Below are 20,379 nucleotides of genomic sequence, written 5' to 3' on the forward strand. Positions count from 1 at the left end.
ACCCCCCACCCCCTCACCAACCCTTCCCCGCTGGATGAGAGCGCCCGGCTCCTCCCCCAACGGGGGGCTCTCAGGTGCAGGGTTTTTCGAGCGAGAAGGGGTTTTCGGCATTCCAATGCGCTTACGATCCTCACCCCCCCGCCCCCCCTCTCCCGCGAGCGAGAGAGGGGGGAGTTGGGCGTCCGAATGCCCCGGATGGCGAATGCGACGCGAGCATGCGCCGGAAAACCCTGCACCTGAAAAGGGGTCGGGATGGGGGTGGAAAGGCAAGGAAACGTTGTTAACAGACCAATCAGGCGCCTCGCGGACCGGTGGGCGGCGCATGCAAAAAGTTTCGTCATACCCCTGCGCCACCCTTTCTGTAGCCCCACTGGCCCGGGTATGGTAGACTGGTTTATCAACCTGGACCCGATCCTGCAAGCCTTGCTCGGCGGGTGCTTCACCTGGGGCGTCACGGCCCTCGGCGCGGCGACGGTCTTCCTGCGGCGCGATCCGCCAGCGGCGTTTCTCGACGCCATGCTCGGCTTCGCCGCCGGAGTGATGCTGGCGGCCAGTTTCTGGTCGCTGTTGCAGCCGGCGATTGAACTGGCGGAGGCGCAGGGCGCGCCGCCCTGGTTGCCCGCCACCGTTGGCATCCTTAGCGGAACAGCCTTTCTGCGTGTCGCCGACCGGCTCCTGCCGCACCTGCATCCCGGCCTGCCCCTCGCCGCCGCCGAGGGGCCGCCCACCGTCTGGCGGCAGTCAACCCTGCTGGTGCTGGCGATCACCCTGCACAACGTTCCCGAAGGGCTGGCCGTCGGGGTGGCCTTCGGCGCCGCTGCCGCCACCGGGAGCCAGGGCCTCCTTAGCGCGGCCCTGGCGCTCACCATCGGCATCGGCTTGCAGAACTTTCCAGAGGGGGTGGCGGTGGCCATGCCCCTGCGCCGCGCCGGGGTTCCCGCGACGCGCAGCTTTAAAGCGGGGCAGCTCTCGGCCGCGGTCGAGCCGGCGGCCGCCGTGCTGGGCGCCTGGGCGGTGCAGATCATGGCCCCATTGCTGCCCTACGCCCTGGCCTTCGCCGCTGGCGCGATGATCTATGTCGTCGTCGAAGAACTCATCCCCGAATCTCAGCGCGGCGGGCGCACCGATATGGTGACCGTCGCCACCATCGTTGGCTTCGCGGTCATGATGGTGCTCGATGTAGCCCTGGGGTGAGTGGAGGCAGGGTGCGGGGAAACCTGGTTTCCCCTCTCCTTCAACCGATGCTTCCTGACGCATACAGCGTCTTCGTGTATGCTTACAGCGAGAACGAGGCTTGCCGGGATCGCAGAAGATGTCCAGATAGGTTCCAACTCATGAGAAAGAGGCAATGAGCAGTGCTCTGATGATACCTGAGGCTGAATTGGTCGCGTTTTGTCGTCGTTATCGGGTGAGGCGGCTTTCCCTCTTTGGTTCGGCGCTGCGCGAAGACTTTGGGCCGCAGAGCGATGTGGACATGCTGGTCGAGTTTGAGCCTGAGGTTGCAGTGGGGTTTCTCACTCTGAGCCGGATGGCGCGTGAGTTATCCGATCTGTTGGGAAGACCCGTGGACCTTGTGCCCCGGAGTGGTCTCAAACCCTCGATTCGCGAAGCCGTGCTGCATGGAGAGCAGGTAATCTATGCGGCCTGAGCGTCTCTATCTGACCGATATTGTGGATGCTGCCGACGCCATTGCCCGCTTCCTGCACGGTGTAGATGAGGCTGCTTTTATGCAGGATGAACTTCGGCAAAGCGCCGTGCTGCAGAAACTCATCGTCATAGAAGAGGCAGCCGCTCGTTTACCCCGCGCTTTTTGTGAAGCACATTCCGAAATCCCCTGGCCGGACATCGTAGCTAATATCGCCATACACGAGTATTTTGCTGTAGACTGGCGCATTGTCTGGGTGACGTCGACGCAGGAGGTCTCGTTGTTGCGACAGCAGATCGGACGCTTGATTGAGGGGGTTGACGATGATGGCTGAACCTCCGAATCGTGGTTGAACTGGCGGCCGGCGATGGGTCGGGTCCGACACACGTGCTATTGTCGCCGGCCCGCGATGCCTGTTCGCCAGCGTTATTTGATGTTACGTTACACTCAACTGATGTCCGTTATACCTTGATTCCCGACTCTACGCCTACACGAGGGGAGATAGCCACAGTGAAAAAGCTGATCAACGCTCCCGAGAACATCGTTCGGGAAGCCCTGGCGGGCATGGCCGCGGCGCATCCGGACTTGCTGCGGGTGCACGTTGACCCCGACTACATCGCGCGCGCCGACGCCCCGGTGCGGGGCAAGGTGGCCCTCGTCTCCGGCGGCGGCTCCGGCCACGAACCGCTGCACGGCGGGTTTGTCGGCGACGGCATGCTCGACGCGGCCTGCCCTGGCGCAATCTTCACCTCGCCGGTGCCCGATCAGATGCTCGCCGCCGCCCGCGCCGTCCACGGCGATGCTGGCATCCTCTTTATTGTGAAAAACTATACCGGCGACGTGATGAACTTTGAACTGGCCGCCGAACTGGCTGCCGCCGAGGGTATTCCCGTGGCCTCGGTGGTGACGAACGACGACGTGGCGGTGCGCGATAGTCTCTACACCGCCGGCCGGCGCGGGGTGGGGGTGACGGTGCTAGTGGAGAAGATCGCCGGCGCGGCCGCCAGGGCCGGGGCTGATCTGGCGACCTGCCAGCGCATCGCCGAGAAGGTCAACGCCCAGGGGCGCTCGATGGGCATGGCCCTCACCAGTTGCACCGTGCCCCACGTGGGCCGGCCCACCTTCGATTTGCCCGATGACCAGATGGAGATCGGCATTGGCATCCACGGCGAACCCGGTCGCACCCGCCAGCAACTCGCTTCCGCCGCCGCCATCGCTGAACTCCTGGCCCGGCCCATTCTGGAGGATCTGCCCTTCCAGCGCGGCGATCAGGTCCTGGCCTTTGTCAACGGCATGGGCGGCACGCCGCTGATTGAACTGTACGTCATGTACCACGAACTGAGCAAGATCCTCGCCGGTGAGGGCATTACCATCAGCCGCAGCCTGGTGGGTAACTACATCACCTCGCTGGAAATGGCCGGCTGTTCGTTTACCCTGCTCAAGCTCGATGAGGAGTTGACCAGGTTGTGGGACGCGCCGGTGTTGACCCCCGCGCTCCGCTGGGGCATCTAGGGGATTTTGGATTTTCGATTTTGGATTTTGGATTTGGCGGGGCGGGTCCGGGGCGGTGGGGGTCGCGTTGATGCCCGAGGGGAGGGTCTGGGAAGGCGCACCCCGCCCGGCGGGAGGGTCTGGGAGGGATGCGCCCTCCCAGAAACGCCCTTTTCTTCATGCCGTGAGCGTGCGTGAAGCGTATGGACGGCTGATGGTTCCACAGAGGAGTGGCTTCCATGCAGATCGAGTCCGATTGTGTGCTCAAGTTCCTTGAAGTGGTTGCCGCCCGTATCAAGGAGCAGCGTGACTATCTCACCGAGTTGGACGCGGCGATCGGCGACGCCGACCACGGCGTGAACCTCGACCGGGGTTTCAGCGCAGTGATGAGCAAGCTCCCCACCCTGACCGGCCGTGACATCGGTTCGATCCTGCGGACCGTCGGCACGACCCTGGTCTCGACCGTTGGCGGCGCGAGCGGGCCGCTGTACGGCACGGCGTTCATCCGCGCCGGAGCGGCTGCCGCTGACCGCTTTCAACTCGACCCCTACGAGTTTGTTGTTGTCCTGGAAGCGGCGCTGCGGGGCATCGAGACGCGGGGGAAGGCGACGCGCGGCGAGAAGACAATGCTTGACGCCATCGCTCCCTTTGTGGAGACTCTGAAGGCCGGCGTAGAGGCGAATGAAGATCCGCTTATCGCACTGCGAAAGGCCGTGGCGGCTTGCGAGGAGGGCATGCGCGCCACCATTCCGATGCTCGCCACCAAGGGTCGCGCCTCGTACCTGGGCGAACGCTCCATCGGCCATCAGGACCCCGGAGCGACCTCGGCCTATCTGATGGCCCGCGCGATGCTGGATGTGGTCGAGGAGCGCAACGCAGAGTAATGATTGACGCTTCCGGTGACTGTGATGTAGAGGTGTGGAGGTGTGGAGGTGTGGAGCACGTGTCCGTCTGGTCTTCATCTCCACAGCTCTACAGCTCCACATGAGCTGCGCGATGCGCCATTGCCGCCATCCGCGCCGGTCTAGTCTTCATGCCACAGCTCTACGGCTCCACACCTCCACGGATCGGTTAGACAGAGCGAGGGCCTATGTCCAGGTTTGTCGCCGCCATTGACCAGGGCACCACCAGTACCCGCTGTATGATCTTCGACCACGGCGGGCAAGTGATTGCCTCTGACCAGCGTGAGCACCGGCAGATTTACCCTCAGCCGGGATGGGTCGAGCATGACCCTGAGGAGATCTGGCAGCGCACCTGCGAGGTGATCCGCGCCGCGCTGCGGAGCGGCGGCCTGACCGCTGGCGATCTCGTCGCCGTTGGCGTGACCAACCAGCGCGAAACTACGGTGGTCTGGAACCGCTATACCGGCCAGGCGATCTCTAACGCGCTCGTGTGGCAGGATACCCGCACCGCGCCCCTGGTCGAGGAGCTGACCCGCGCCGGAGGCCAGGACCGCTTCCGTGCGCGCACCGGGCTGCCCCTGGCGACCTACTTTTCCGGCACCAAGATCGCCTGGCTCCTCGACAATGTTGCCGGTGCGCGCGCCGCTGCCGAGGCGGGCGACCTGATTTTCGGCACGATTGACACCTTCCTGACCTGGCGGCTCACCGGCGGTCCCCGTGGCGGCGTGCACGTCACCGATGTGACCAATGCCTCCCGTACCATGCTGATGGACCTGACCGCGCTGGACTGGGATGAGGAGATTCTACGCATCCTGGGCATTCCGCGGGCCATGCTGCCCCGGATCATGCCCAGCAGCGCGGTCTACGGCCACGCCGTTGATCCGTTGGAAGGGGCGCCTGTGGCCGGTCTGCTCGGCGATCAGCAGGCGGCCATGGTCGGCCAGACCTGTTTTGCCCCCGGCGAGGCCAAGAACACCTATGGCACCGGCTCGTTCCTGCTGCTCAACACCGGCACGAGGCCGGTCGCCTCGCGGCACGGCCTGCTCACCACGGTCGGCTATCAATTTGGCGACGCGCCAGCGGTGTATGCCCTGGAAGGCTCGATTGCCATCACCGGCGCCCTGGTACAATGGCTCCGCGACAATCTGGGCCTGATCACCTCCGCCGCCGAGGTGGAGGCGCTGGCGAGCCTGGTGGAGGACAGCGGCGGCGTTTACATCGTGCCCGCCTTTTCGGGCCTGTTCGCGCCCTACTGGCGCTCCGACGCACGCGGGGTGATTGTCGGCCTGACCCGCTATGCGAACAAGAGCCACCTGGCCCGCGCCGCGCTGGAGGCCACCGCCTACCAGGTGCGCGACGTGACGGAGGCGATGGAACAGGACTCGGGGGTGCGCCTGTCGGCCTTGAAGGTAGATGGCGGCATGGCAGCAAACAACTTGTTGATGCAGTTCCAGGCCGACATCCTCAACGTGCCGGTCGTGCGCCCGCGCGTTATTGAAACTACCGCCCTGGGCGCGGCCTATGCCGCCGGGCTGGCGGCAGGCTACTGGCGGCATCTCGACGAATTGCGCGCCAACTGGAGCGTGGACCGCACCTGGCACCCACAGATGGACGATGCCCGGCGCGAGCGCCTGTACCGTGGCTGGAAAAAGGCCGTTGTGCGCACTTTTGAGCCGTGACCCTCGCCGGGAGGGTGTGGGAGGGCCAGGCGCTCCCTGGCATGCTATATGCAACCTATTGAAACCGAAGTCCTGGTCATCGGCGGCGGCGCCACCGGTCTCGGCTGCGCCCTGGATCTGGCCCTGCGCGGCATACGCGCCGTCCTGGTCGAAAAGGGCGACCTGACCCACGGCACTACCGGACGCTACCACGGTTTGCTGCACTCCGGGGGCCGTTATGTGACGAAGGACCCCCAATCAGCCAGCGAGTGCGCCCGCGAGAACGCCATTCTGCGCCGGATCATGCCCCACTGCATCGAGGACACCTCGGGTTTCTTCGTCATCACCCCCTGGGATGACCCCGCCTACGGGGACGTGTTCGTGGCTAATTGTCGCCGCACCGGCGTGCCTGTGACCGAGATCAGCCTTGCCGAGATGCTGCGCCGCGAGCCGCTGCTCAATCCGCGTATTTCGCGGGTCTTCGAGGCGCCCGACGCCGCTGCCGACTCCTTCCTGGCGGCTCGCTCGGTGGCCCTCGCCGCCCGCGAGGCCGGCGCGGAGATTCTGACCTACCACCACGTCGTGGACCTGATCCGCGTGGGCGACCGGGTTGTGGGCGCGAGGGTAGAGGACCTGCGCGATGGGACCCTCAAGCAGATCGCCTGCGCCTGCGTGTTGAACGCCACCGGCGCCTGGGCGGGCAAGATCGCGCGCATGGCCGGGCTAACGGTGACCGTGGTCCCCGGCAAGGGCACGATGGTGGCGATGAACCACCGCATGGTCAACACCGTCATCAATCGCTGCAAACCGCCCGACGACGGCGACATCCTGGTGCCCATTCACACCGTCGCGGTGATCGGCACCACCGATACCCTTGTACCCGACCCTGACGTGTACCGCATCGAGCCTGAGGAGATCCAGCTCATGCTCGATGAGGGCGAGAAACTCGTGCCGCGGTTCAAAGAGTATCGCGCCCTGCGGGCCTGGGCGGGGGTGCGCCCGCTGTACCGTGAGAGTGAAGCGGTGCGCGACCGCGATATTCCGCGCACCTTCAAGCTGCTCGACCACGAAACCCGCGACGGGGTCGCCGGGATCGTCTCCATTGTCGGCGGCAAATGGACCACCTACCGCCTCATGGCCGAAGAGACGGTCAATCTGGTCGCTCGGCGTCTGGGCAACACCCGGCCCTGCCGCACCGCCATAGAGGTGCTGCCGGTCCCGCCCTTCGAGCAGCATGGCCCTCCCGCCGCCTCCGGCGGCGCGCGCCACTACTGGCTCGGCAAGTCTCTGGCTGCGGTGGAGGCGGAGCGCGCCTACGGCGAGCTGATCTGCGAGTGCGAACTGGTAACCCGGGCGCGGCTTCTGGCGGCGATTGACAGCGGTGCGAAGAACCTGGACGATCTGCGCCGCGACGTGCGCCTGGGCATGGGGCCGTGCCAGGGAGGCTGGTGCGTGTACCGCGCCGCGGCCCTGCTCTACGAGCGGCGCCACCCCGCCGGGCTTGGCCATGCCCACGCCAACCAGGCCGTGTTGCACATGCTTCAGGCTCGCTGGAAGGGTATGCTGCCGGTGCTCTGGGGCGATCAGTTGCGCCAGGCGCGCCTCGATGAGTTGATCTACCGCGGGGTGCTCGGCGTGCAGCACCTCGAGCCATTCGCCGAACCCGGCGGCGGTCTGGTCACCGAGCATCCTGCGGTAGTGACCGAGTGAGGCGTGGGGAAACGCTAGTATTTATATCTTCTAACACGATATAGTCTGCGAACCAGGGTTCATTGCATTTCCGCCCCCCTCCCAGCCTCCCCCCGTTGGGGGGAGGAGCCAGACTCCCTCCCCCGGCGGGGGAGGGTTGGGGAGGGGTCGGGAGTGAAGCGAAAAACTTCGTTCATAGACTAATGAACCTGCCGCAGAGGGTTTCAACAGGCCCCTCCTCCGTGTACTCTGCGGTAAGCATCCAGAGAAACCAGGCTCCCTCTTGACCGCGCTGGCGTGGAGCCTGGCGTGGCCATATAGCGAATAATATGCCCTACGATACCATCGTCATAGGCGCCGGCCTGGCCGGGCTGATGGCCGCCCTCGGGCGCGCCGGGCAGGGCGAACGTGTGCTGGTGCTGGCAAAGGGACACGGGGCGACCCACTGGGCCTCGGGCCAGATTGATGTTCTGGCCGGCGATGCCAATCCCCTGGCCGCGGTGGAGCGCCTGAGGGTCGAGCGCCCCGAGCATCCCTACACCCTCGTGGGAATGCCGGCGCTGGAAGCGGGCATCGCGCATCTTCGAGCGCTCTGCGCCGACGCTGCTTATCCCCTGGCGGGCAACCTCCACCAGCGCCTGCTGCTCCCCACGGCCCTCGGCGCCCTGCGGCCCACCGCCCTGGCCCCGGCCACTATGGTCGCCGGCGAATCGCGGCAACTCGCCGATGGCCGCCCGACGCTAATCGCCGGCTTCCCTGAACTGCGCGACTTCTTCCCGCCCCTGGCGGCGGCCAACCTGCGCGCCCAGGGCTTCCCCGCCGATGGCTGCTACCTCGCCCTGCCGCCGAGCGGCCGCCGGCAGAGCTTCGACCCGGTGGTCCTGGCGCGGCTGTTTGAGACGGCGGAGTTCCGGGCGGAGGTGGGCCGGCAACTGGCCGAGGAGGTGCGCCGTGGCGGCTATGCGCGGGTGGGGCTGCCCGCCGTCCTGGGCCTGCGCCACGCAACCGAGGTGGTTCGCGACCTCCAGGCTCATGCCGGCGCCCTGATCTTTGAAATCCCTACCTTGCCTCCCTCCGTGCCGGGTATGCGTCTCTACCACGTCTTGGAAGAGGCTCTGCTGCGCCTGGGCGGGCGCATCCAGTTGGGCGCCTTTGTCCGCCGGGGCGAAGGGCGCGACATAGTGCTGGAGGCGGTGTACTCCGAGGCGGCGGCCCGCGAGCAGCGTCACGTCGCGCGGCGCTGGGTGCTGGCGACGGGGGGCCTGGCCGGTGGCGGTCTACGCGCCACCCCGGACGGGGAACTGCGCGAGACGGCCCTGGGCCTGCCGGTGCGCGCTCCCAACAGGCGCGCCGACTGGTTCGCCCGGCGCTTCCTCGACCCGGCAGGCCACCCCGTCTTCAGCGCCGGCATTGCCGTTGATGAGGCGCTGCGGCCCCTCGACGCCGCCGGGCGCGTGGTCTACGCCAACGTCGCCGTGGCGGGCAGCGCCATCGCCGGATTCGACCCCATCCGTGAGGGCTGTCTCGAGGGCGTGGCGATTGCTACCGGCTATGCCGCTGGCGCGACGTGAGACCGCTTGCCCCGGCGGGCAAGGGCGTGGGGCAACCAGGTCGCCCCGCTTTCCCAACCGGCGTTGGGGCGCCTTCCACCCGTCCGGCGGGCAGAGGCATCGGGCAACCGGGTTTTCCCGGCGGGTGGGGGCGTGGGGCAACCGGGTTTCCCTGCTCGCCCGATGCGCAGGGGCGTGGGGCAACCGGGTTGCCCCGCTCGCCCGATGCGCAGGGGCGTGGGGCAACCGGGTTGTCCCATATGTAACCAATTCACCTGGAAAATCATATATGGATCATATCGAACTCTCCCTCGAACAATCCCTCGATCACTGCATCAAATGCAACATCTGCACAGCAGCCTGCCCGGTGGCCGCGGTCACCGATCGCTTCCCCGGGCCGAAGTACGTCGGCCCCCAGGCGCAACGGTTTCGCCACGAGCGGCAGCCGGTCCCCGACGCCTCGGTAGACTACTGCTCGGGGTGCCGGGTGTGCAACGAGGTGTGCCCGACGGGGGTGCGCATCGCCGAGTTGAACGCGCGGGCGCGGGCGCGCATCGTGGCCGAGCGGGGCCTGCCCTTCCGCAACTGGCTGATCGCCCGTTCGGAACTGGTGGGCCGTCTGAGTTGCGGCCCCCACGCGCCGCTGGTGAACGCCGGGCTGCGGTTCGGCCCCGCCCGCTGGCTGGCAGAGCGCGCGCTCGGCATCCACCGTGCCGCGCCCCTGCCCGCAGCCAGCGCCTACAGCTTCCGCGCCTGGTTCAAGCGGCGGCGACGGCGCGGGTCCGGCCCGCAGGCGAACGGGAAGCGGCGGGTGGTCTACTTCCACGGCTGCGCGACCAACTACTACGAGCCGCGGGTGGGCCAGGCAGCGGTAGCGGTGCTGGAGCGCAACGGCTTCGAGGTCATCCTGGCGCCGCAGAACTGCTGTGGCCTGCCACTGATCTCCAATGGCGACTTCGCCGCCGCGCGCAAGGCCCACGCGGCCAATGTGCGCAAGCTGCTGCCCTATGTGCGCCAGGGAATCCCCGTGGTCGGCGCCAGCACCAGTTGCACCCTCACGCTGAAAGAGGAGGCCCCCGAAATCCTCGGCATGCACGACGCCGAGGTGCGCGCCGTCGCCGAGGGGACCTACGACATCTTCGAGTTCCTGCGCAACCTGGCCGAGCGCGGCGAACTCGACACCGCCTTCAAGCCCATCGAGCGCGCGCTGCCCTACCATCCCCCGTGCCAGTACCGCGCCCACCGCCTTGGCCTGCCGCCGCTGGACGTGCTCAGCCTCGTTCCGGGCCTGACCCTCGTTCTCAGCCGCGCCAGTTGCTGCGGCATCGCCGGCACCTACGGCCTCAAGCGCGAGAAGTACCAGATCGCCATGGACGTGGGCGCGCCGCTCTTCGCCTTCGTGCGCGGCTTCGGCGCCGACCTGGCCCTGTGCGACAGCGAGACCTGCCGCTGGCAGATCACCCACGCCACCGGGGTGGCGAGCAAGCACCCGATCGAGATCCTGGCAGAGGCGTATGGAGAAGCGCGATGAAAACCCTCCCGCTCGTCCTGGTCGCGGCTGTCATTGGAGGCATGCTGAGCTGCGCATCCCCGCCAGGGACGGCAAGCGCCCTGGACTGCGCGCCGGTCTTCTCCGCCGGAGGCTGGCTCATCGAACGCTGCGCGAATGACCCTAACGTCCCCGCATCAATGCTGGTGCGTCTGAACGGCGCCGAGCAGGGCCAGGCGTCGTTTGTGCGCATCGCCCATCGGGCCGAGACGGGAACGGGCATGCCTCAGGTGGCCGTCATCTACGCTTCGGGCTACGTGCGCCTCAAGCAGAACGCCGACGCCAGCCCTCCTATCCCCTTCGGCAGCTCCTTCGTGCTCGGCCCGGCATACTGGAATGATGCGGGCGTGTACTATCATAACCCGCAACTCCAGCACCTGGACTTTGACACCTCGTGGCTGCCTGACGGCCCCCTGCGAATGCGCGCTGCTGGCGCGAACGGCGATTTCGCCATAACCTACACGATGGAGTTGCCGCCGCCGCGCGACCGGCAGACGCGTCTGCATGTGACCCAGAGCGTCACCGCCACGAGATCCATCACCATCGCAGCGAACCGCCGGGCCGAGCGCCAGGGCTTCAAGCTGGTGCAGGTCTCTTCGATGTACGTCTTGCCGCGCACGCCTTGCAACGGCAGCCGCGTGGAGTGCCACGACAGCGACGCGCTGCGCTTCATCGCCGCCGATGGCGCGCGGCGACAGGTGGCCTATGATAGCGTAACCCTGCCAGGCTTTATCATCTCCCCGCCGGTTCCGCTGGGGAGCAACTGGCTGGATGTGCTGCATACCGACGATGTGAGCTGGCAGGGGAATACCCCCAACGTCCGCATTGTCCTCGACGAGCTTCCTGCGGACCGAACGCTCACCGCGCAGGGCTGGATCGCTGCCACGACCAACCCTGACGACGACAACGTCGGCGTCTGGATCCACGACGATGGGCCGGCTTCAGTGTCGTGGCGGGCGGGTCAGGAGGCGCGGATCGGCTACTGGCTGCTGGCCCAGGACGACCCGCCCGATCCCTGGGCCGAGCTGGGCCTGCGGCCCGGCGTCACCTTTCTGGATTTCGAGGCCGGCGCCTCCTGCGTGCCCGTTACCCCCGGCCCGCCCGTGACAGCGGGGGTTGCGGTCATCGCCGGGTATAGCGACCGCGCGCTGCAATTGAGCTATGATCTGGGCGCCGCCGACGGAAGCTGGGCGCAGATACGCTGTAACTTCGATCCTCCGCTCGATCTCTCCGCCTATGACCACCTGCGCATCGAGTGGCGCGGCTCAGCCTCGGGCGGCAACTCGCTTCAGATCGGCCTGATTAACCCGGCAGCCGGAGGCGAACGCATCTTTGCGCGCGGGTATCACCACGTCACCCTGCATAGCTGGTGGGGGCAGTTGATCGTGCCTTTCGCCTTTCTGAAGCCCTGGACTGCCGGTGCGGCGTTTGATCCGCGCCGTGTGAGCGCCCTTTTTGTATCGGTCGTGAAAGATCCGCAGGATGACGCTGGCGGAGCCGGTACGCTGGCGATTGACAACCTCGGCGCCTTTAACGTCGCGTCGCGTAGCATGCCGGCCGCATTCCGGGCCGTGCCCCGTCAACCGCGGGCCGCCGCGGCGGCAGCGGCGTGGCTCGCCGGCCAGCAACGCCCCAACGGTCTGCTGAAGTCGTGGGAGGGTGAGAGCGCATGCCTGGCCTACACCTACGATCAGGCCCTCGCGCTGATCGTCTTCAGCGCCGAACGGATGTGGGCGCAGGCTGATCGCCTGGCCGATGCGCTGACGGCGACGCAAAATGCGGATGGCTCCTGGTATCAGAGCCGCGATTGTGAGACCCTGGCGCCGGCTGGCGCGCCGCCTCAGAAGTGGGAAGGTGACATTGCCTGGGCGACCTATGCCCTTAGCCGCTACCTCGCCCGACGGGGGCCGCGCCCATCCATCGTGAGCGCCCGCGACCGCGCGGCTGACTGGCTGGAACATCGCCTGAGCCAGACGGACGGCTGCCTGCAGATCGATCATACTGAGGCGACGATTGATGCATGGTGGGCCTTGCACGCGGCTGGTCGCGCCAGCGCAGCGGAGCGACTGAAGACCTGCCTGCTGACGGCTTACTGGGACGAGGGGATGGGCCGCTTCAAAGGCGGCAAGGGCTGGTGGCAGCCCTATCTCGACAACCAGACCTGGGGGGCCGCTTTTCTGGCCGCCAGCGGCGAACGAGAGCGCGCTCGGCGCGCCCTGAGCTACGCGCGCGAGGTTCTGCGCGTGCCGGCCCAGGGCGGTCATGCCTTCGGCTTCGATGGCCAGGGCGGCCCCTGGTCAGTGTGGAACGAAGGGACGGCCCAGTATATCGCCCTGGGTGGCGCCGGCTCGTTAGAGCACCTGCGCGAGCTGCTTGCCCAGCAGCGCTCCGACGGGGCCATGCCCGGATCGCCCGATGCGTTCAGCGGCGGCGGCGTCTGGACCACCCGCTGGGCGGGCGTAGCGCCAACCGCCTGGCTCTACAATGCCGTCACCCGCGAACCGTTCGCGCCCGCTCCCAGGGCGGATTGCCAATCGGTCCTTCTGCCGCTGGTGCGCGCTGGCAGGTGAGGCGCTTCATGCCAGGATTGCATCAGCCCCGTGGTGATGTGCGCCTCAGGTGTCTGTAAGGCAAGCACGGTATATAATAACGCCTTAGGGACGGAAGGGGAGAGAACGAAGCTCTCTCAACGTAACTGCGGCATTTCTCGCATACCTTGAACCGAGACCTGATCAATCGTGACCGCCGGGACGCAATGGCGCAGAGGACTGGCATCACCGCTGCGAACACGTTGCGCCATTGCGTCTTTGCGTCAATCTTTCTGAGAAATGCTCTAAAGGACGCAACTGCGTGAAGCAACCGCCTAGAACCCGCCCGCTCCGCGAAGGCAGCGAAGCCTACACCGACCAGACTGTGGCCCTTCCCCATCGCGGGTCGCCAGGACGACGCGCCGCGCCACGTCGCCGCAGCGCCTTCTGGGGGCGCGTGCGCCTTGCGCTGCTGATCGGCGTCGCGGCGCTCCTCGTCGTGGCAGGGCTGTTCTACTGGCAGGTTTACTCGCTGGCCAGGGCCATCACCGTTCGCGATGTGCGCAACAACCCGCCCATCGCCACGCCGCTCTTCGGCGCCAATGTGCTGATTATCGGCGTAGACGAGCGTGCCGGCTACCCTCAGGAAGGGGTGCGCGGCGACACGCTGTTGCTCGCCCGCCTCGATGCAGGCAGGCGCTGGGTGTCGCTGCTCTCGATCCCCCGCGATGCCCAGGTCGAGGTGGAGGGCGTTGGGGTCGCCAAGATCAATGTCGCCTATGGCCAGGGCCACGCCCGGGCGGCGGAACGCTACGGCTCTGGCGTGACGCCGCAGGAAGGCGGTATGGCCCTGGCAGCCGCCACAGTGGAGGATTTCCTCGACCTGCGCGAGCGCGGCGGGCGCGTGGATTTCATCGCCGCGGTGAACTTCGCCGGCTTCGAGGGCATCATTGACGCCCTGGGCGGGGTCACCATTGACGTGCCGCGTTACATTCTCGACGAGGAGTATCCAACGGACGACTTTGGCGTCATGCGGGTCGAGTTTCAACCCGGACCGCAACGCATGGACGGCAGGACGGCCCTGATCTACGCCCGCACCCGTCACGCCGATAGCGATTTTGGGCGGGCGCAGCGACAGCAGCAGGTAGTGCGGGCGGTGCTTGAAGAAGTGCGGAGCAGGGGCTGGGCAGGCCGCGTCCTGGTCCTGCCCGGCTTGCTCCGCGCCCTGAGCGGCCAGGAAGGGGCGACGCCGCCGGTGGTGACCACCCTGCCGGTGGACCGCCTCGACGTGCTCCTCAGCCTGATGATCCTGGCCGGCGGGCTGGACCCTGAGACGCTGGGGCAGTATCAGCTCGGGCCGGAGCAGATCGAGTACGAAAACGGGAGCAACCTGGTCTTTGAACCGGCGGCGGTGCAGGCGGTGCTTGACCGGTGGCAAAGCCCGCCGAGCGAGGCCGCCGAGCGCGCCGTTGTGCAGGTCTTCAACGGCACCGATGTGCCGGGCCTGGCCCGCAGCGTCAGCCTGGATCTCGAACGGGCGGGGTTCACGGTGCTTGTGCCTGACAATGCGCCTTTTATGGTGGAGCGGACGGTGGTGTACAACCCCTCCGATAACCCGGCCACGAGCCGTCGGGTGGCGCGCACGCTGGGCGCCGAACTGGTGAACGGCCCGCCACCCGCAGGGCTGGCGAGCGAAGCCCAGGTAGTGGTCATCCTCGGCCCCGACGCGGCCAGATGAGGCGCCGAAGCATCAGCGCCACCAGGCGATTTCGAAGGGCCCCACGTCCTTAAGAATCGCGCGGGCGGCCTCCTCGGTCTGCATGTCGAACACCGGCACCAGCACCTGCGGGCGCGAGATCCCCTTGCCCTCGGCGGCGGCGCGCTCGGCGGCGTCGGCAAGCAAGCGCGCAGCGATAACCCCCGCCAGCAGGCCGGCCACCAGGCCGATCACCAACCCCGCGATGGCCCAGGTCAGCGCCCAGATGATCACGCCGGGCAGGTCTTCCAGCATGGCCATATTACGGATCTCGGTGAACCCCATCGAGACGAAGCCCAGAAAGCCCAGCGCCGCCGCGCCTGTGGCCGCCCCGCCAATCGTTGAGCCGAGGATGACGCGGTTCTTAAAACTCTCCACCGTCTCGCCAAGGCCGAGGAACGAACTGGGACCGGGAGCGCTGGCGCCGACGGTCACACCACGAAAACCACTGGCCTGCAAGGTCGCAGCCGCCTGCGCCGCGTCGCGGGGGTCGGTAAAGGTTGCCACCAGGGTTGCCATCGCGCAGATCCTTTCAATCTACCACAAGGAGCGTCACTGCTATTGTACTACAACAGGTTCCAGGCGGCGTTGCCGCTACGAACGGCTTCAGCGCCGAGAGGGCGGAGCGGCGCAGAGGATTGTGCCAGTCTCTGCGTTCTCTCGGTAAAATCAATCCCCGGCGCTGGAATCTGGAAACAGGATAAGCCTGGAGCTGCGCCGCCCACATGACGCGGTTCGACAGCGACCAGGGCCTGTGCTACAATCAAGAACCGTGGTGCCGTCAAGCGCAAATGGAGGACCCCATGCGGATCGAGCATAATCTGGGCATGGACCTGGTGCGTGCCACAGAGGCCGCGGCGCTGCGTAGCGGCCGCTGGATGGGACGCGGCGACAAGAACCGCGCCGATCAGGCCGCCGTTGATGCGATGCGCTTCGCGCTCGACAGCGTACCGATGAACGGCGTGGTGGTGATCGGCGAGGGAGAAAAAGACGAAGCGCCAATGCTCTATATTGGCGAACGGGTGGGCAGCGGCGAAGGTCCCGAAATGGACGTTGCCGTAGATCCGGTTGAAGGCACGACGCTGCTGGCCGAAGGCATGCCCGGCGCCATCGCCATCGTGGCCATTGCCGAACGCGGATCGTTCTACAACTGGCAGGGCATCGCCTACATGGACAAGCTGGCCGTCGGCGAGCGCGCCAGGGGCGTGATTGACATTAACGCGCCGGTGGCCTACAACGTGCGCGCCGTCGCCCGCACCCTCGGCAAGCAACTGGAAGATGTGACCGTGGTGGTGCTGGATCGCCCCCGCCACAAGGAGTTGATCCGCGAGATCCGCGAGACGGGAGCGCGGATAAAACTGATCCTGCACGGCGACGTCAGCGCCGGGATCATGACTGCTATCGAGAATCCGCCAGCCGACATCCTCATGGGCATCGGCGGCGCGCCCGAGGCGGTGATCACCGCGGCGGCGCTCAAATGCCTGGGGGGCGAGATCCAGTGCAAGATCTGGCCTCGCAACGACGAGGAGCGCGCCAGGGTCGCCGAACTGGGTCTTGACATCAACAAGGTCTACACGACCAATGACCTGGTCAAAGGCGAGAATGTCTATGTCGCCGCGACTGGCATTACCCCTGGCGAGTTCCTGCGGGGCACGGAGTACTTCGGCGGCGGCGCCCGCACCCACAGTGTGGTGATGCGCTCCCGCTCCGGCACGGTGCGCTACATTGACGCTACCCATCGCTGGGATAAGCTCATGCGCATCTCGAATATGCCGTATGCCTGATGGGTGTGCGCGTTGAGACTGGCGCGCCGCGCTGGCTGAACCCGGCCCGATCATCCGGGGTCGTCGCGGCGCTCGCGCTCGCGCTCGGCGGGATCGTGGGCGGAGCGGCCGCGTTAGGGCCGCTCTACGCCCTGGCCGGTATCGTCGCCGTGCTGGCCGGCTATGCGCTGCTCGTGTCCACCTCGGCCGGCCTGCTTGCCGTATTCGCTGTCAGCGCCATTCTGCCATTCGCCACGCTGCCCTTCAAGGCGATTATCACCCCTAACTTTCTGACCCTGGCCCTCCTCGCCCTGCTCGGTGTGTGGGTGCTGCGCATGCTGGCCCACCCCGCCGAGTTTGAATTGCGGCTCAGCCCCCTGGGGTTGCCCATCCTGGCCTTCCTCGGCCTGACCTTCTTCTCGCTCTACCTGGGCGCCCGCGGCCTGCCCGACCCGGCGACGCTGCATAACTACGCCAAGTACGTGCTGGGCGTGCTGCTCTACTTCAGCGTGATCAACTGCGTGCGCACCCGCGCCGAGGCGCGCCTGATCCTGCGCGGCCTGATCCTCTGCGGCGGCGTCGCGGCCACGATTGGCCTGATCCTCTGGGCGCTGAACGCTGACCTGACTCTCCGCATCCTGCTCGCTCTCGGCCCGCTCGGCTATCCCACTAGCGGGCGCGTCCTGCGCTTCGTCGAGGACGACCCCGCCGGGCTGGAGCGGGCCATCGGCTTTGCGGTTGACCCGAACAGCTTCGGCGGGATGCTGGCCCTGGTGCTGGCCCTGGCCGCGGCGCAACTGGTAGCCAATCAACCGGTGATGCGCCGCTGGATGCTGGGCGCCCTCGTCGCCGTGATGCTCCTGACCCTGCTACTGACCTTCTCGCGGGCGGCGCTGCTCGGGCTGATTATCGCCGCGGCCTACCTGGCCACCCTGCGCTATCGCCGCCTGTGGTGGGTGATGGTCGTCGCCACGCTGCTGGGGGCCGCGCTGCTCTTCGGCCTGGGATACGCCGGGGCCTTCATCGAGCGGTTGATCAGCGGCTTGCAGTTCCGCGACCAGGCCCAGCAGATGCGCCTGGCCGAGTTTCGCAACGCCATCGCCATTATCCAGCGCTACCCCTTCTTCGGCATCGGCTTTGGCCAGGCCCCCGATCTGGATCTGACCGCCGGGGTCAGCAGCATCTACCTGGCGATTGCCCAGCGCATGGGCCTGGTGGGCCTGGCGGCGTTTCTCGGCATCGTCGCAGCCTGGTTCATCAGCACCATCGGCAGCCTGCCCGCCCTGGATGATGAACGGGTCAACTGGCTGCTCGGCTGCCAGGCCGCTGTAGTCGCCGCTCTGGCCGTCGGTCTGGCCGACCACTACTTCTTCAACATCGAGTTCAGCCATATGAGCGCCCTGCTCTGGGGAACGCTGGGGTTGGGGATGGCGATTGCGGCCCTGCCGGGGCCTGAAGAGCATAGAGAAAGCCGCCACGTCTCCTTTGCCCTGCGACACCGAGAATAGCGATACTCCCTTACGCGGTCCGGCGAGGCGTTGTTCATTGGCGTTGGCGGCTATGCCGCCAACATCAACGAACAAGTTGAAACTGGCCCCGAAGACGTTGGACCAGCCCGGGGCCACGCCCGTCCCCTCTCATTCGCCACTTCAGGTATGCTATAATCCTGACGCTGTTCCACGCCCTCCCAGGAGAGGCGCGCTGCGCGCCAATGCCTCTGCGCCGGAAGAGCCTCGTTCCGCTGGCGCAGGTTTTCCTGTCGCGGCAGAGGAGTTACGCCAATGAAACTGACCTGTCTGCAAGAGAACCTGAAGCGCGGCCTCGCCACCGTCGGCCATGCTGTGGCGGGCAAGAGCACGCTGCCCATCCTCGCGAACGTGCTGCTGGCCACCGATGGTGGCCGGCTCAAGCTCGCCGCGACCAACCTGGAGATTGGCATCACCCACTGGATCGGGGCCCAGGTGCAGGAGGAGGGGGCGATCACGGCGCCAGCCAGGCTCCTCGCCGATGTCGTGGGCGGCCTGCCAAACGATCGCGTGACGCTGACCCTCGACGCGCGCACCCAGACCCTGCGGGTGGAGTGCGGGCGCTTTGTCAATAACATTAAAGGCGCCGATGCCGATGATTTCCCCACCATCCCTTCGATTGCCGATCGCGAGGCGACGACCAGCCTGCCCGCCGATGTGCTGCGCCAGGCCATCGAGCAGGTGGCCTTCGCCGCTGCGACCGACGAATCGCGCCCGGTGCTGGTGGGCGTCCTGGTGCGCCTCCGCGAGCAAACGATGTTCATGGCCGCCGCCGACGGCTTCCGGCTCGCTACCCGGCAGGTTCCGCTCGCCGAGCCGGTCAGCAAGGCGGTGGAGTTTATCGTGCCAGCCCGCGCCCTGCTGGAGCTGGCGCGCATCGCCGGAGAAACCGAGGGCGATGTGGGGATGATTGTGACGCCTGGCGGCGGCCAGGCGCTCTTCCATACCCCGACGACCGAGTTCGTGTCCAGTCTGATTGACGGCAAGTTCCCGGATATTGAGCGCGTGATCCCCCAGCAGTACGCCACTCGCGTCGTGGTGGACACGGCGGAGCTGGCCAAGGCGGTCAAACTGGCCTCGTACTTCGCAACCGCCAGCCAGAATGCGATCAAGCTGACGATGGAACCGGGCGGCGAACTCGGTCCCGGGCGCCTGGTGATCAGCGCCAACGCCGCCGACGTGGGCGACAACCGGGGCGAACTCGATTGCACGGTGCAGGGCGCGGGCGGGCAGATCGCTCTGAATGTGCGTTATCTCAGTGATTTGCTGGGGGTGGTCAAAACCGCGCAACTGGCGATCGAAACGCAGTCGCCGCAAAGCCCTGGCGTGTTCAAGCCGGTGGGCCAGGAGGGGTATCTGCACATTATTATGCCCATGAGTATTCGTTGAGGTGCACGTTCACCGCAATGGGATGAAAACGATGCTTCCAGGAAGGCGCAGTTCTCCCGGCCCCACCGCCGGGCGGGCGATAGCGAAACCTGGTTTTCCTGCATTCGCCTTGTAGAACATGACGCGATCGGCTATAATGAGCAGAGCCGAAGCAGCGTACATCCGTTTCATGTGCTTCATGTGCTGCGGCTCTCCGTGTGTCTGATCGCGCCTCGTCGGGTTGATCACAGGAACGCCGGTCGTGAGTGTAACCTCGATTGTCCTTGTACATTCCCACGCGCTGTTCCGCGAAGGCTTGCGGCAACACCTCCTGGCTCACCCGGAGTTTCGGATCGTGGGTGAGGCGAGCAATGGGCAGCAGGCAATCCAGATGGTTGACTACGGCGATCCTGATATTGTTCTGATGGAAGTGGATCTGCCCGGCGTCAACGGCCTGGAGGTTTCACGGGCCATTAAACGCGCGCATCCACACATCGGGATCATCCTGTTCAGCTCGGATATGGACGGCGACCACGTGGTCAAGGCCATTCGCGCGGGGGTGGCGGCCTATCTGCCGCGCAACGTTGATTGGGCCGCCCTGCTCGCCGCCTTGCAGGAGGTGCGCCGCGGCGGCTATCCAATCAACGACCTGGTGCTCTCTCTGCCTGAAGTGGCCACCGAGGTGCTGGCCGCCTTCCGGCAGATGGTCGCCGACGAGGACATTCAGAGCGTCTATTCGCCCCTCTCGCCGCGTGAACTCGAGGTGCTCGAACTGGTGGCGGCTGGCCGCACCAATAAAGAGATCGCTCAGCAACTGGATATCAGCAACCAGACGGTAAAGAACCACGTGTCGTCAATTTTGCGCAAACTGGCCGTGAACGACCGTACCCAGGCCGTCGTCTACGCCATGCGCCGCGGCTGGATCAAAGTGGCGCTGCCCGGCGAGTGAGCGCG

At 66.4% G+C, this 20,379-nt stretch carries 16 protein-coding genes; 15 read left to right on the top strand and 1 reads right to left on the bottom strand.

Annotated features, from left to right (window positions below; all coding sequences use genetic code 11):
- The first annotated feature begins 381 nt into the window (after positions 1-381).
- The 11 genes from NZU74_03165 (at position 382) to NZU74_03215 (ending at position 14,750) form a co-directional block, all read left to right on the top strand.
- Positions 382-1,194, top strand: a complete 813-nt coding sequence (locus tag NZU74_03165; GenBank protein ID MCS6880309.1) for a ZIP family metal transporter — start codon at positions 382-384, stop codon at positions 1,192-1,194.
- Positions 1,195-1,348: 154 nt separating this feature from the next.
- Positions 1,349-1,648, top strand: a complete 300-nt coding sequence (locus NZU74_03170) for a nucleotidyltransferase family protein (GenBank protein MCS6880310.1) — start codon at positions 1,349-1,351, stop codon at positions 1,646-1,648.
- Positions 1,638-1,979, top strand: coding sequence for a DUF86 domain-containing protein (locus tag NZU74_03175; protein ID MCS6880311.1), 342 nt, complete (start codon positions 1,638-1,640; stop codon positions 1,977-1,979). Before NZU74_03170 ends, NZU74_03175 begins: the two co-directional genes overlap by 11 nt.
- 176 nt (positions 1,980-2,155) lie before the next feature.
- Complete coding sequence (dhaK, locus tag NZU74_03180; GenBank protein ID MCS6880312.1) at positions 2,156-3,157, top strand: dihydroxyacetone kinase subunit DhaK; 1,002 nt, start codon at positions 2,156-2,158, stop codon at positions 3,155-3,157.
- 218 nt (positions 3,158-3,375) lie between these two features.
- Positions 3,376-4,020: a dihydroxyacetone kinase subunit DhaL gene (gene dhaL, locus NZU74_03185; GenBank protein ID MCS6880313.1), complete on the top strand. Its 645-nt coding sequence runs from the start codon at positions 3,376-3,378 to the stop codon at positions 4,018-4,020.
- Positions 4,021-4,226: 206 nt separating this feature from the next.
- Positions 4,227-5,717, top strand: a complete 1,491-nt coding sequence (gene glpK / locus NZU74_03190; GenBank protein MCS6880314.1) for a glycerol kinase GlpK — start codon at positions 4,227-4,229, stop codon at positions 5,715-5,717.
- 48 nt (positions 5,718-5,765) lie between these two features.
- The gene (gene glpA, locus NZU74_03195) at positions 5,766-7,406 is read left to right on the top strand and encodes an anaerobic glycerol-3-phosphate dehydrogenase subunit GlpA (protein ID MCS6880315.1); all 1,641 of its coding nucleotides are present in this window, start codon (positions 5,766-5,768) and stop codon (positions 7,404-7,406) included.
- A gap of 308 nt (positions 7,407-7,714) precedes the next feature.
- A complete protein-coding gene (gene glpB, locus NZU74_03200; GenBank protein ID MCS6880316.1) occupies positions 7,715-8,956 on the top strand; it encodes a glycerol-3-phosphate dehydrogenase subunit GlpB in 1,242 nt (413 codons plus the stop codon).
- A 268-nt stretch (positions 8,957-9,224) separates the two neighbouring features.
- On the top strand, positions 9,225-10,466 hold the full coding sequence (locus NZU74_03205) for an anaerobic glycerol-3-phosphate dehydrogenase subunit C (GenBank protein MCS6880317.1): 1,242 nt from the start codon (positions 9,225-9,227) through the stop codon (positions 10,464-10,466).
- Positions 10,463-13,054, top strand: coding sequence for a hypothetical protein (locus NZU74_03210; protein ID MCS6880318.1), 2,592 nt, complete (start codon positions 10,463-10,465; stop codon positions 13,052-13,054). Before NZU74_03205 ends, NZU74_03210 begins: the two co-directional genes overlap by 4 nt.
- A gap of 280 nt (positions 13,055-13,334) precedes the next feature.
- Positions 13,335-14,750, top strand: coding sequence for an LCP family protein (locus tag NZU74_03215; GenBank protein ID MCS6880319.1), 1,416 nt, complete (start codon positions 13,335-13,337; stop codon positions 14,748-14,750).
- A 12-nt stretch (positions 14,751-14,762) separates the two neighbouring features.
- On the opposite strand, the gene NZU74_03220 is transcribed toward NZU74_03215, so the two are convergent.
- Positions 14,763-15,287: a hypothetical protein gene (locus NZU74_03220; protein MCS6880320.1), complete on the bottom strand. Its 525-nt coding sequence runs from the start codon at positions 15,285-15,287 to the stop codon at positions 14,763-14,765.
- A gap of 284 nt (positions 15,288-15,571) precedes the next feature.
- Here NZU74_03220 and glpX point away from each other — a divergent pair, with 284 nt between their 5' ends.
- The 4 genes from glpX (at position 15,572) to NZU74_03240 (ending at position 20,374) form a co-directional block, all read left to right on the top strand.
- A complete protein-coding gene (glpX, locus tag NZU74_03225) occupies positions 15,572-16,552 on the top strand; it encodes a class II fructose-bisphosphatase (GenBank protein ID MCS6880321.1) in 981 nt (326 codons plus the stop codon).
- 5 nt (positions 16,553-16,557) lie between these two features.
- Positions 16,558-18,039 (top strand): O-antigen ligase family protein, encoded by a 1,482-nt coding sequence (locus tag NZU74_03230; protein MCS6880322.1) that lies wholly within the window; start codon positions 16,558-16,560, stop codon positions 18,037-18,039.
- Between the two features lie 273 nt (positions 18,040-18,312).
- A complete protein-coding gene (dnaN, locus tag NZU74_03235) occupies positions 18,313-19,446 on the top strand; it encodes a DNA polymerase III subunit beta (protein MCS6880323.1) in 1,134 nt (377 codons plus the stop codon).
- A gap of 241 nt (positions 19,447-19,687) precedes the next feature.
- Entirely contained in the window at positions 19,688-20,374 is a 687-nt protein-coding gene (locus NZU74_03240) for a response regulator transcription factor (protein ID MCS6880324.1), read from the top strand.
- Positions 20,375-20,379: the final 5 nt, after the last annotated feature.

Source organism: Chloroflexaceae bacterium (genome assembly GCA_025057155.1).
Classification (GTDB): Bacteria; Chloroflexota; Chloroflexia; order Chloroflexales; family Chloroflexaceae; genus JACAEO01.